The 13,117-nt window shown below is 40.8% G+C and carries 10 protein-coding genes; 4 read left to right on the top strand and 6 right to left on the bottom strand.

Annotated features, from left to right (window positions below; translation table 11 throughout):
- Positions 1-106 precede the first annotated feature (106 nt).
- The 4 genes from G504_RS0111550 (at position 107) to G504_RS0111535 (ending at position 5,433) form a co-directional block, all read left to right on the top strand.
- Positions 107-397, top strand: a complete 291-nt coding sequence (locus G504_RS0111550; RefSeq protein ID WP_019670342.1) for a hypothetical protein — start codon at positions 107-109, stop codon at positions 395-397.
- Positions 398-2,569: an alpha-glucuronidase family glycosyl hydrolase gene (locus tag G504_RS0111545; RefSeq protein WP_019670341.1), complete on the top strand. Its 2,172-nt coding sequence runs from the start codon at positions 398-400 to the stop codon at positions 2,567-2,569.
- A gap of 128 nt (positions 2,570-2,697) precedes the next feature.
- Entirely contained in the window at positions 2,698-3,807 is a 1,110-nt protein-coding gene (locus G504_RS0111540; protein ID WP_019670340.1) for a glycoside hydrolase family 43 protein, read from the top strand.
- A 117-nt stretch (positions 3,808-3,924) separates the two neighbouring features.
- Positions 3,925-5,433 carry a TolB family protein gene (locus G504_RS0111535; protein WP_019670339.1) on the top strand — a complete coding sequence of 503 codons (1,509 nt, stop codon included), beginning with the start codon at positions 3,925-3,927 and terminating at the stop codon, positions 5,431-5,433.
- 58 nt (positions 5,434-5,491) lie between these two features.
- Here G504_RS0111535 and G504_RS0111530 read toward each other — a convergent pair whose 3' ends face one another.
- The 6 genes from G504_RS0111530 to G504_RS18620 all read right to left on the bottom strand — a co-directional run bounded on the left by G504_RS0111530 (position 5,492) and on the right by G504_RS18620 (position 13,084).
- Positions 5,492-5,989 carry a heme-binding domain-containing protein gene (locus G504_RS0111530; RefSeq protein WP_019670338.1) on the bottom strand — a complete coding sequence of 166 codons (498 nt, stop codon included), beginning with the start codon at positions 5,987-5,989 and terminating at the stop codon, positions 5,492-5,494.
- Positions 5,990-6,049: 60 nt separating this feature from the next.
- Positions 6,050-8,362, bottom strand: a complete 2,313-nt coding sequence (locus G504_RS0111525; RefSeq protein WP_019670337.1) for a glycoside hydrolase family 3 protein — start codon at positions 8,360-8,362, stop codon at positions 6,050-6,052.
- A gap of 22 nt (positions 8,363-8,384) precedes the next feature.
- Complete coding sequence (locus tag G504_RS0111520; protein WP_019670336.1) at positions 8,385-10,001, bottom strand: carboxylesterase/lipase family protein; 1,617 nt, start codon at positions 9,999-10,001, stop codon at positions 8,385-8,387.
- A gap of 21 nt (positions 10,002-10,022) precedes the next feature.
- Positions 10,023-11,396 (bottom strand): FAD-binding protein, encoded by a 1,374-nt coding sequence (locus G504_RS0111515; RefSeq protein ID WP_019670335.1) that lies wholly within the window; start codon positions 11,394-11,396, stop codon positions 10,023-10,025.
- Between the two features lie 9 nt (positions 11,397-11,405).
- Positions 11,406-12,272 (bottom strand): sugar phosphate isomerase/epimerase family protein, encoded by an 867-nt coding sequence (locus G504_RS0111510; protein ID WP_019670334.1) that lies wholly within the window; start codon positions 12,270-12,272, stop codon positions 11,406-11,408.
- Positions 12,273-12,343: 71 nt separating this feature from the next.
- The gene (locus G504_RS18620) at positions 12,344-13,084 is read right to left on the bottom strand and encodes an NUDIX hydrolase (RefSeq protein ID WP_019670333.1); all 741 of its coding nucleotides are present in this window, start codon (positions 13,082-13,084) and stop codon (positions 12,344-12,346) included.
- Positions 13,085-13,117 lie beyond the last annotated feature (33 nt).

Genomic DNA, 13,117 nt, shown 5'->3' with positions numbered 1-13,117 from the left:
AACTTCCTGAAATTTATTATCGGTAACCCTTATTGGCTGTACCTGAGATTTTACGTTTAGCGTATCAATTTAATTTGTAATTTAAACGTCAAAAGAAACCCTCATCATGCGACGTGTAATCGTAGATTTCAAAAAATTGAACAAGGATATTCTGGATCTCCTCGTAACCAGGTACCCGGATGGATATGATGATGACCACATTATCACTTTTAAAAATTCACTGAATGAAATAGTAGAATGTGTAGAAGTCAGGACGGATAATACGGTCTATTTAGTTAAAGTCAGCAAACGGCTCGTAGCAGCCATGGAAGATCATGATCCGGAAGAAGATGAAATAATAAATGAGGATGTCGAGAATGAGTTGCAGATAGATGAAATAAATGATGACGAAGAATAAATGAATATCTCCGCAGCGAAGGCTAAACTGTTCTTTACATTTATATTCCTTATTATCTTAAATTCCAGTGCACAATCATTTGGGGGATACGATTTATGGCTGGGATACCCAAAAATAGAAGATCCTGTAGTACTTTCAGAATACAAAAAATACACTAAATCCATATTTTTTAATAACCGGGGTGCCGTTTTGGAAACAGCGCAAAAAGAACTTTTACGAGCTGTTGAAGGATTATTGGGACAGCAACCAAATATGCACGATTCACTTAGTTTATTAAATACTATGTGGGTGTCTAGAAAAATGAATCTGGGCAAAGATATTACGAATGCTCTCAAGGCGGATTTTGAACGGATTGGCAATGAAGGATTTATTATTAAATCTGTAACGGTTAAGGACAAGAGTATTTTGCTAATCACTGCCAACGAAGACATAGGTATACTTTACGGAGTATTTAAATTGTTGCAATTGATGAAAATGCACAAACCCCTAGAGGGAATTAATATTGTAGACGCACCAAAAATAAAATTGCGAATGCTGAATCATTGGGATAATCTTGACCGGACAGTAGAACGGGGATATGCAGGATTTTCACTTTGGAACTGGCAGAAACTTCCCGAATATATAGACCGGCGTTATGAGGATTACGCACGGGCCAATGCATCAATTGGAATCAACGCCACGGTATTAACCAATGTAAATGCAAATGCCCTGGTACTAACATCTGCCTATTTTGAAAAAGTAGCTGCTTTGGCAAAAGTATTTAGGCCCTATGGTATAAAGGTGTATTTAACAGCCAGATTCTCTGCTCCTATGGAAATAGGAGGATTGAATACCGCAGACCCTTTGGATAAGGATGTAATTAAATGGTGGAAGGACAGGGTGGAAAAAATCTACAAGTTTATCCCTGACTTTGGAGGCTTTTTGGTTAAGGCCAATTCAGAAGGACAACCGGGTCCGCAGAATTATGGCAGAAGCCATGTAGATGGTGCCAATATGCTGGCAGATGCATTAAATCCATTTAATGGAATTGTAATTTGGAGGGCTTTTGTCTATTCTGAAAAAGATGCAACAGACCGGGCAAAACAGGCCTATAATGAATTCGTACCCTATGATGGTAAATTTCAGGATAACGTCTTGGTACAGGTAAAGAACGGGCCCATTGATTTTCAACCAAGGGAACCTTTTCATCCGATATTTGGTGCTATGCCCAATACACCTTTGGTTATGGAGTTTCAGATTACCCAGGAATATCTTGGTTTTAGTTCTCACCTGGTTTTTCTTCCGCAACTTTTTGAGGAAGTGCTGGACGCCGAGACCTATAGAAAAGCGAAAAATGCAACTGTTACCAAAGTAGTCGATGGCTCTCTTTTCAATAACAAAATATCCGGAATGGCCGGAGTGGCAAATATCGGAACCGATTTAAACTGGACCGGCCATCCCTTTGCACAGGGTAACTGGTACGGTTACGGACGCCTGGCGTGGAACCCATACCTAAGTTCTGAATCCATAGCAGAAGAGTGGTTGCGATTAACCTACTCCAATGATTCGTCATTTCTGGAGCCAGTTAAAACCTTGATGACTGTTTCCAGGGAAGCAGTGGTGAACTACATGACGCCATTGGGTCTGCACCATTTAATGGATACAGGCCATCATTACGGCCCGGGTCCATGGGTGAGTAATTTGAGCAGACCAGAGTGGAACCCCACCTATTATCATAAAGCCGATAAGGAAGGCATAGGATTTGATCGCACGCCTGCAGGTAGTGACGCTACTTCCCAGTATGCCCCTGAAATAGCTGAAATATTTAATACCCCTGAGACTTGTCCGGAGGAATACCTATTGTGGTTTCATCATTTACCATGGGACTATAAGCTAAAGGATGGATTGATATTGTGGGATGCAATTGCTTTAAAGTATCAGGAAGGAGTAGACCAGGTCGAAGAAATGATAAGTAGCTGGGAGCAAGCAAAAATGTATATCTCTGATGATCAATACAATGAAGTAAGGATGCTTTTGGAGATTCAGCTGAAGGAAGCAAAATGGTGGAGGAATGCCTGCCTGCTCTATTTTCAAACCTTTTCCGGAAGGGACATTCCGCCCGGTGTGGAACTTCCTTCTGAAAACCTGGAGTTTTACAAATCCCTGAAATTCCCTTATGCTCCCGGAAATTAAATTACCAGGGCATTTATGAGCGTTTTTTTAATTAACTTTCATCGGCGTACTCAAAAAAAGAACTTCATGAATTTGATGAATAATATTAGTGACTTTAAATTACTAAACACTACAACCAAAACCATTTTATGTGTACTTCAGTTTTAAGAATCTTAAGTGTGAATTTGTTAGTCGCAACCTTACTTTTTGGATGTAAGAACAAAACGGTACAAAAAATACCCGATCCTCCTGTTAATGACCTTTCGGAAGATGCGGTATCAATTAGCGGAGCCAGCGCATCGCCGCTAATTTCAGATATGTTTACGGCCGATCCATCTGCACACGTATTTGATGGAAAATTGTATATCTACCCTTCCCACGATTTTGAATCCGGGGTTCCACAAGATGATTTAGGCAGTCATTTTGACATGAAGGATTACCACGTTTTTTCATTGGATAGTATAGGAGGTGAAGTAACAGATTATGGTATTGCCTTGCACATAGATAATGTGGCTTGGGCAGGAAGACAGATGTGGGCACCTGATGCGGCTAAAAAAAACGGAACATATTATTTCTATTTTCCGGCAAAGGATAAATCGGATATCTTTAGGATAGGTGTAGCCACGAGTAAAAACCCTTTCGGGCCATTTAGGGCGGAAGAACAACCTATAGAAGGGAGTTTTAGCATAGATCCGGCTGTTTTTGAGGATACTGATGGTAGTTATTATATGTATTTTGGAGGTATTTGGGGCGGTCAGTTGCAACGTTGGATTGGGGGAAACTACAATGGTGAAGATGTTTACCCCGCTGATGACGAACCTGCATTAAAACCTAAAATTGCAAAATTGAGTGAAGATATGCTTCAATTTGCGGAAACCCCGAGAGATGTTGCTATACTTGACAGGGAGGGCAATCCCTTACTTACAGGTGATAATGACCGGCGATTCTTTGAAGCTGCATGGGTACATATGTATAATGGAAAGTATTATTTATCCTATTCAACGGGTGATACACATAATATTGCTTATGGCATCGGAGACAATCCTTACGGTCCTTTTATTTATCAGGGGGTTATCTTAAAACCGGTTTTAGGCTGGACCAACCATCATTCCATAGTGGAATACAACGGCAAATGGTGGTTGTTTTATCATGACAGCTCCCTTTCAGGCGGAAAAACGCATCTGAGAAGTGTTAAAGTTACAGAATTGCAATACAATAGCGACGGAACCATTAAGACAATAGACGCCATGGTGGAATGAGTATAGGGAATATCACCTGGTATTTTGCTGATTAATATTAATAACGCAAATCAGGAATTCATACAAAACTTAAGGAACCAGGGGCAACATGTCTTCAAAATATAAAAACCTAATCCAATGAAAACCTCAAAGTTATATTACATACTTCTAAGCTGCCTAATCGTTGCGATCAATAGCACTAATGCCCAAAACCAGATTGGAATTTTTGATAGAAATGGGGATATAGGTGAATGCAGGTTGCAGGGGTTTTCAGAGTATTCCGAAGAAAATCAAACCTACAAAATTTCTGGTTCAGGGACCAATATGTGGTTTGGCAAGGATGATTTTCAATATTTATGGACAACAATACAGGGCGACTTTATCCTGAGGGCAGAGGTAAGATTTATTGGTGAAGGTGTTGATCCGCACAGGAAGGCCGGATGGATCGTAAAAAACAGTTTGGATACAAATTCACAGCACGTAAATGCCTCTACTCATGGCGATGGCCTAACAACATTGCAATATCGCAAAGAAACAGGCGGGGATACCGACGAAGTGATTTCCGGGGATACTTATCCGGATGTTATACAATTAGAAAGAAGCGGCAATAAATTTATTATGTCTACCGCCAAATTCGGGGAAGAGTTTACAATAGTGGAATTGCCCAAACTGGAATTGGACAATTCTGTCTATATAGGATTATATGTTTGCTCTCATAATCCGGATGTATTGGAATCTGCCGAATTTAGAAACGTAAGGATCATAAGACCTGTTGATCCAAATTATACGCCGTATCGCGACTATCTTGCCAGCAATCTGGAGATTTTGGATATAGGAAGTGGTAATCGCGAAATTATATACAAATCTGCACACTCTATTCAAGCGCCAAACTGGACCCCAGATGGTAAGCGATTAATTTACAATTCCAAAGGGCATTTGTATAACTATGAGTTATCAACCAATTTCATTTCTCCCCTGAATACAGGTTTTGCAGTAAATAACAATAATGATCATGTGCTCACCTTTGATGGTACGCTATTGGGAATAAGTAATCACAACCAGGATGACGGTGGAACTTCAGCTTTGTATTATATGCCTGCTCAGGGAGATTCGCTTCCCACAATGGTTACTAAACCCGGGGTAGGGGCATCGTATTTACATGGCTGGTCGCCAGATAACAAGAAAATGGTGTTTACAGGAAATCGTAACAACGCTTATGATATTTATACCATTGATTTGGATTCGGGGAAGGAGCAACAACTCACAAATAAAAATACTTTGGATGATGGCCCGGAGTATAGCCCGGATGGTGAATACATATTTTTTAATTCTACCCGCACGGGAAAGATGAAGCTTTGGAGGATGAAAGCCAATGGCGAAGATAAGACTCAGTTGACTTTTGATGAGTATAATGACTGGTTTCCTCATATAAGTCCGGATAAAAAGTGGATTGCATTTATATCTTTCCCCAAAGACATAGACCCTTCAGACCATCCTTTTTACAAACATTGTTTGTTGCGTATTATGCCTTACGAAGGAGGTAAGCCAAAAGTGATAGCCTATATATACGGAGGGCAAGGCTCCATAAATGTCCCCAGCTGGTCCCCGGACAGCACAAAAATTGCTTTTGTGACCAATACCAACTAATGACTTTTAATTATATCTTACACGCAAATTTATCCTTTGGCTTATCCCGTATTACAATTTATTGTCGTCTTTTGGGCATTACAAGACTATCTGCCGGGTAGGTTTCTTTTAGATAAGTCATTTGGTTTTTTGCCCAGACTATAATCTTTTGCCTTTGTTCCTCTGAAAGATTAGCCTCTTTATGTAAGCCGAAGTTGGTATAAGATGCCAGAGGCATTTCTTTCTCTTCAACCATTTCAATGGTTTCTTCCAATTTATGATTCTGAATGGCTATCGGCATTTTTGTAAAAGTTGAAAAATTTAAATGTCTTTTACCATCTACTACATGATCATTAAGCCACCAGGCAACAGGTTGTATGTTTGCATACCACGGATACTCCGTTTTATTGGAGTGGCAGTCATTGCAGGAAACCTGTAACAGGTGACTAACATCATCCGGAACCTCATATTTGGTGGAAATGTCATAGGTTAGGTCATTCGATTCGTTTTTATCGGGACGTATAAACTGTATGATGATCAGGATAACTAACAGTCCGGTTAAGATTTTTTTCAACATGATCTATATATTAAAATGGTTTAGAATTTTATTCATTGCAAAGATTGAATTAAAAAGTGATTATTTATACTTTTTCACACGGTCATCAGAAATTACCCCTTTCCAGTTCATTCCAAACGCAAAGTCATATGCATTACCATTAGCATCTTCATACGGCGTCATATCTCTTGGTACATCTTCAAACTGTTCTTCAACGGTTTTCATATCCGCTGGCATTTGAAAAGGTAATAGCGCGGAGGGCTCAGCTTCACCGGTAATTAATTCCATCAAAGCCTGATCTTGCACGCCCATGTGTATTAGAATAGAGGAAGCGCTCTTTTCAATTTCAGAAAATACCATAGGTTTGGCTACCTTGACTACCAAAATAAGAGGTTTGTCTCCAATTTTTGACCTGGTTTCGTTTACCATTTTCATGTCCGTGGTATTGTAAGCGGTTATGGATTTTCCTTTGTAAGAACGGTTTGTAAAATCTTCAAGGGGGCTTCCACCAGCCAAACTGGTTTCCCGGGCATCGTTGGCAGTATAAGGTCCATATTGCAGGCTAATAGGCACATATCCGTTACCTCCCTTTGCCAAATCTTCCCTATTATAACCTACACCACCATTGGGACTTGTAATCCCTACCAGGGCGAAATCTGCCTCTTCCGGATTTTCAACCACTTCAAAATACTTTTTAACGACTTCCATATTAAAAGGATGTTCTGTTTTCTCAGGAGTCTCCCTGCCAAACCAGTTCCTGCTGGCGGCTATATACCTTTGCGGAACATAAACTTTTTGTTTCACTTTCAGCGGCAGCGTATTTTGATCGTTTTTAAGCATAACAATTGAACGTAATTGCGCATCAAACCCGGCCTTCATAAATTCCGGGTTCCCAACAATATTTTCAGTTTCTTGGATATCCAGATACGGATTTTCAAAAAGTCCTACCCTGAAAATATTCATCAGTAATCGTACGGCGGAGACCTCAAATCGTTTTCTCATATAGTCTTCACCATGTTCCGCGACGCCTATTTTATAAGCTTCTAAAATGGGGCCCATATCGTTGTTCCCACCAAATTGGTCCAAGCCAGCTTCAATTACCTTATAATGGCGTTCTGCAACGGTCATGTTCTCAACACCCCAGCTTTTACCTTCAAATAAATCTACAGCGCTTACATCGCGGGTAATCCCCCAGTCTGTACAAACAACACCGTCAAAACCATATTCGCCTCTTAATAGATCTGTAATAAGGTACTTGTTAAAACCATTACCTACTTTATCACCATTCTTAATGTCCTGTCCATCAGAGATAGTATAATAGGGCATAACAGCTGAAGCCATTTTAGTTGGTCCTTCTAATTTAAAGGCACCTTCGGTAAATGGTTGTAAATGGTCTTTCAGGTTTTTGCCCGGGTACACGGCGTACGCACCATAGCCAAAATGACCATCCCGTCCTCCTTCTTCAGGACCTCCGCCCGGCCAGTGCTTTACCATGGCATTTACGCTTTGATATCCCCAGCCTGCGCCATTGTCTGATGACTGGAAACCATCTACGTAGGCTCTGGCCATATCAGTTGCCAAATCCGGGTCTTCCCCCATGGTGCCATCAAATCTGCTCCATCGCGGTTCTGTTCCTAAATCTATCTGCGGTGACAGTGAGGTTGCAATACCAAGGGCCCTGTATTCTTTTGATCCAATTTCACCAAATTGAAACATTAGTTGTGGATCAAAAGAAGCTGCAATTCCCAGGGTCCCGGGCCACATGGATATATCGCCGCCGGCACCTGCGTTGAATTCTGCATAGGAATCGCTGCCATGCCGGGGGTCTGAACTTGTATTGATTGGGATTCCCAATCCAATTTTCTCTACCATGGCCTGCGCATTGTTATTCCATTTGGCGGCTATGGCAGGAGATTTTACACTGGTGATAAGTACATGCCTCAGATTGTCTTCCTCCAAAAATTTTAGCTGTGCATCCGAGAGGTCACTGGGAGCTGCACCACTTTCGTCATAAGGCTTCCCACCATAAGTAGCAGGGCCAAAAAACCTGTTTCCACCTGCCGGAATAGATTGATGCCCGCTATAGAGCATCAATCCTGCAATTTGTTCCAAAGACATTTTCCCAGCAAGGTCCTTTGCCCGTTCACTGGCCGGGAGACGCCAATCTTCATAAATATCCAGTTTTCCGTCTTTGTTAAGATCCTTAAATGCATGGCGATCAACCTGTAAAAGTTTCACCCCCGAATCGGGGTTGTACCCAAGTATTTTTCCTCCTTCATTTTTTACGAGCGTAAAATCGCCTTTGTCTTCCTCTGTAAACTTTGGGCTGCAAGCCATAGATAGCATAAAAGCGGCATAACAAAATGCAATCAGTGTTTTGTTTTGTAATTTCATCTTTTTGTTTTAATTATATTTTTTAATTATTACCTACCAGCTCAAACAATTCTTTATCTAACTGAGGTTTTACCTCGCAAGTATTATCTAAATGCATGGTAGCTGTATTTGTGTCGTTGTAGGCAGGCCATGTTGGTAATCCGGAATGGTTGGGATCTCCATTTTTGGCAAAATTGATCCATGCGCTGCTTACTTTATCCGCTAATGTCTGTGCTGCCGCTCCGCCGCCGGTCATATTTTTACCCCGTTTTATATTGTCAAAAACGAAGGGTAATTCCATACAGTGCAGCGATTTGTATTTACCATCCCAAACCGGTGACTGCCAGGTAAAAAGGTACATATACACCGGTGCGCCATCCGGAATCTTCGATTTTGCGTTTGCCTGAACTACTGCCCCGGGTCGGAACATGGTATCCACATCCAGAAGGTCTTTTGGGTCATTGTCGTTTGGATAAGCTTTTTTAACAGCCCGGATATATGCATCCGCCTTATCTTTATACTGTGTTTTAATATGCTCCATTATTTGCTGTTCGGAGGCTTTGACAAACCGCATATTTGCAAAAGGTGCAAATTCATTTTTTGTAGTACCTAATAGTAAGGGAATGTCTTTGGAAAGCATAAAAGCTTCTTCAGAAAAAAGTTGGTAGGGTAAGTCTTCACCATCACGACTGGGACCCCAGTTGAGGCCAAAACCCATAACAGGTTTTCCTTCTGCCTTCATCTTTTCCTCTACAGTCTTTAATGCCTTGCTACCTGCAGCACTCAATAACTCAAAAGGAATTTTCTGAAGGCTGTCTACCTGGTTTTCTTTTAATCCGAGATTGGAAAGTACTTCTGCAGCAATAGCCTGTGTCTCGTTTTTTTCCAACATGGCAGCCCGGAAAGACCCGCTTTGATTTACGGCCTTGTGAAAAAGTCCTTTTGCATGTGGCATGGCCATCAATGTATTTACTTTGGCGCCTCCACCGGACTGACCAAAAATAGTTACATTATCCGGGTCTCCACCAAAATTTTGGATATTGGTTTGTACCCACTCAAGGGCCGCTACCATGTCAATAATACTGTTATTGGCAGAGTGCTTATATTTCTCTCCATAGGCAGAAAGATCCAGAAAGCCCAGAATATTCAGACGATGGTTAATGGAAACAACTACCACATCCCCTTTTTTGCTTAGGTTTTCCCCATCCGTAGATGGTAATTCCTGGCTGGAGCCAGAAGTGAAGCCACCACCGTGGATCCAGAAAAGAACGGCTCTTTTTTTACCATCGTTAATTCCCGGTGTCCAGATATTAATCCTCAGGCAGTCTTCATTAGGATACCCCCAGTCGTGGTCAAAAACAAATTCCGGTTCATCGTTAACCTCTGTTGTAGGCGTAATAAGAGGTGCCACTGGTCCATACATCGTGGAACTTCTAACCCCTTCCCATGAATCAGCTTTTGTTGGAGGCATAAAACGTTCCGCTTTGGCATAGGGAATTCCTTTGTAGATAAAAGTACCATCATGGATATACCCCCTCACTTTTCCCGATTCCGTATTGGTTACCGCGATATTCTCACCGGTAATGACTTCCTGACCGAAATTTTGGTAAACTGCAAAAAAAAGTCCAATTAAACTTATTTTAAAAATTGATTTATTCATTAGTAAAGGTTTTATTTCTAATTAGATATATATGTTCAAGTTCAAATAATCATTCTTAAATTTTCCCTTAGGGTCTAATTCCTCAGCTATGGCAACAAATTCATGAAATTTGTCATACCGCGAAGTCAGAAGAGAAGGATCTGTAGAGAAAAGTTTTCCCCAATGTGGGCGGTAAAGAAATGGTTCCAGCTCTGTTTCGATCATTGAGATCAATTCTGCCACTTCTTCCGGGTTTTGTTTCCATGTAAAATGGATTGCCACACAATCCTGGAGGTAACATGGGCTCATCCATAATTTATCGGCGGCAATTGTTCTTATTTCTGTTATCATCAATTGCGGATGTATCTGCTCCTTCTTTTTTTCCAAGGCCAGAATAGCATCTAAAGCTCTTTCTCTGGGCACAAAAAATTCTGATTGCAATTCTTTGCCACTACTTGGGGTAAAACCCATTTTAAAATGGGGTAACCTGTCATACCAAGGGCCCGGAACCCCCATTTGTTCCGTACAATTTTCAGCCGAAAGTTCGGTTATTGGATGTAAATTACGATCTGCTGCTTTGGCCCCATAATAATCGGATCCTAAATCCTGGGTTTGATCATCCACCTTTCTTTTTACCCATACCTGGCTCACCACTTCGTTTTGCCAATCGGTAAAAAGACTTACACTATAACCGCCTGACAGTATCGCATCAAAATTAGTCTTTAAGGATTCCAGAGTCAGATTTTGGAACACATCTTGTCGCACATCGAAAGTCTTTTCAATATCAAGCGTAACTTTGGTAATGATCCCCAGGGCACCAAGATTAACCACAACAGCATTTAGCATATCCTGGTCCGTGTCCCTGTTAAAATTTATAATATCTCCATTTCCGGTCACTAATTCCACACCAGCAACCGAACTGGCGAGATTCCCATTCGCCACACCCGAACCATGTGTTGCGGTTGCGCAGGCTCCTGCAACGGAAATATGCGGTAGAGATGCCAGATTATGCAGTGCATATCCTTTTTGATGAAGTTCGGGTGCGAAATCTCCATATTTAGTTCCCGCCCCTACTGTTATAGTCATTTTCTCCTCATCAATACCCAATACTCCTTTTAAGTTTTTCGTAGAAATCTGATTCATGGGACTATCGGCAATATTGTTAAAGCAATGGCAAGAGCCTAAAGCCTTCTGTGCCTTAAGTTTTTTGACGAGAACCTGCACTTCTTCTACAGTTTCAGGCTCATGTAAGTTATTAGCCTTATAAATGTAATTACCAGCCCAGTTTTTCCTCAGCATTGGGGGTTCAACTTCTGCACCAATTTTTTTCTTGTCCATATTACAAGATGCCAGAGGGGTCAGAGCAGTAGCTGTAGCAAAAGTCATGGTTGTTCTTATAAATTCCGTTCTTTTCATAATAAGCTCCTATTTAAAACCAATATTCTTAAGTCCTTCATGGCTTATTTTAATGGCATCTATTGGTTTCAGCCCATCGAAGGTCATATCCTGTTCTACCATATAGTACTTCATGCCGGATAGCTTTTTCTTCTCAAGGATACGGACAAAGTCTATTCTTCCTTTACCCACCGGAGCAAACCTCCCTTCCTTGTCCATGTCTTTTACATGCCAGATTTTGAAGCGCCCGGGGTATTTTTCAAAATAAGCAACAGGGTCAGCACCAGCTTTTGTAACCCAATACAGGTCCATTTGAAAGTTTACATATTTGGGATCCGTATTTTCTAATAAGTAGTCTATGGGAACAATACCATCAGCATCTTTTTTAAATTCAAAATCATGGTTATGATAGAGTAATTTAAGTCCGGCTGCTTCGCATTTTTTACCCAGGGTGGTTATAATTTCAGCGAGGTTGGCGGCACCACCGGTCATACCCATCGTCCTGGTTTCCCGGTCAATTTTAAAAAGCCCCATGGGTGGCACAGGTATCACAAAATACTTAAACCCTGCTTCCTTTACATCGGCAATCATAGAATCTGCATTTTCCAGGGTTACGGATGCCTGGTGGGTACTAATTGGGTTTAAACGGAGCTCTTTGAGTAATTTTTTAAAATCGGCAGGAGACATATCGTAAAATTTGCCGTCCTTGTAACCCGCAGCTTCAATATTTTTATAGCCCGCATCCGAAACGGCGGTAAGTGTTGCCTTTGCATTGGCGGCCATGTCATCCCGAACAGTATAAAGTGCAAGGCCACCAGATTTTTGCTGTGCCTGGCAAAGGAATGACCCTCCTAAAAGAAAGAGAGATAAAAAGAGTTTAACAAATGTGATTTTCATAAGATTCTAACTATTGCTTATTATTATAATTAAGTATTAAGGGTAAAGACCTGAACAAGGTCAAATAAAATTTATCCATGTACATATTGTTGTTCAATAGATTCTTTATTCTTAAAACTATATAGATAAGGCGCTTTATGTGCCCCCCCGGTAAACAATTTTTCATGCCTTTTTAAAATGTCAAGGCCCAATATTTTTCTTTGAAAAGTCGTTCTGCGTAGTTTCTCTCCCAGAACAGCTTCATATACCAATTGCAGTTCCTTCATGGTAAATTTGGAGGGTAATAGATTCATGCCCACCAATTTTTTTTCTAAATTGTTCCTAAGCGTTTCAAGGGCTTTTTCAACTATTTTCCCATGGTCCATCATTAAAGGTGGCAACTTGTCTATCGCATACCAATTAATAGAATCTGAAAGCTTATCAGGTTTAGGCTCCACATTGTTATAATTAATCAAAGCGTAATAGGCTACAGAAATAAACCGGTCTAACAACCAATTTCCCTCCTCAACTTTTTGTCCGTTTGCTTCCAGAATGGTGCGCATGATATCGGGATCTGGTCTGGATATGTCCCCAAACGTATGAAACTGTTCCAGATAAATTTTATCCAGTCCGGTTCGCTCATTCAAACCCCGTTTCACAGCATCATCCAGGTTTTCATTTCGTCTTACAAATCCTCCGGGCAGTGCAAATAAACCTGTATTGTGGTATTCGAGAATAAGTATTTTTAATTCTTCGCCATTAAACCCAAATATTACAGAATCATAGGCCAGGTGAGGAATGTATTCGTCAAGAGAAGGTAGAATATTGCTCATTTTAGACTCGACAAGATGTATTTTTATTCAAAT

The organism is Eudoraea adriatica DSM 19308 (assembly GCF_000382125.1).
Classification (GTDB): Bacteria; Bacteroidota; Bacteroidia; order Flavobacteriales; family Flavobacteriaceae; genus Eudoraea; species Eudoraea adriatica.
The sequence above is the reverse complement of the archived record's forward strand: the minus strand, read 5'-3'. Positions and strand labels throughout refer to the sequence as shown.

Excerpts from the sequence above, each read along its gene's own strand:
- G504_RS0111550 (WP_019670342.1), top strand. The coding sequence starts at position 107 with ATGCGACGTGTAATCGTAGATTTCAAAAAATTGAACAAGGATATTCTG.
- G504_RS0111545 (WP_019670341.1), top strand. The coding sequence starts at position 398 with ATGAATATCTCCGCAGCGAAGGCTAAACTGTTCTTTACATTTATATTC.
- G504_RS0111540 (WP_019670340.1), top strand. The coding sequence starts at position 2,698 with ATGTGTACTTCAGTTTTAAGAATCTTAAGTGTGAATTTGTTAGTCGCA.
- G504_RS0111535 (WP_019670339.1), top strand. The coding sequence starts at position 3,925 with ATGAAAACCTCAAAGTTATATTACATACTTCTAAGCTGCCTAATCGTT.
- G504_RS0111530 (WP_019670338.1), bottom strand. The coding sequence starts at position 5,989 with ATGTTGAAAAAAATCTTAACCGGACTGTTAGTTATCCTGATCATCATA.
- G504_RS0111525 (WP_019670337.1), bottom strand. The coding sequence starts at position 8,362 with ATGAAATTACAAAACAAAACACTGATTGCATTTTGTTATGCCGCTTTT.
- G504_RS0111520 (WP_019670336.1), bottom strand. The coding sequence starts at position 10,001 with ATGAATAAATCAATTTTTAAAATAAGTTTAATTGGACTTTTTTTTGCA.
- G504_RS0111515 (WP_019670335.1), bottom strand. The coding sequence starts at position 11,396 with ATGAAAAGAACGGAATTTATAAGAACAACCATGACTTTTGCTACAGCT.
- G504_RS0111510 (WP_019670334.1), bottom strand. The coding sequence starts at position 12,272 with ATGAAAATCACATTTGTTAAACTCTTTTTATCTCTCTTTCTTTTAGGA.
- G504_RS18620 (WP_019670333.1), bottom strand. The coding sequence starts at position 13,084 with ATGAGCAATATTCTACCTTCTCTTGACGAATACATTCCTCACCTGGCC.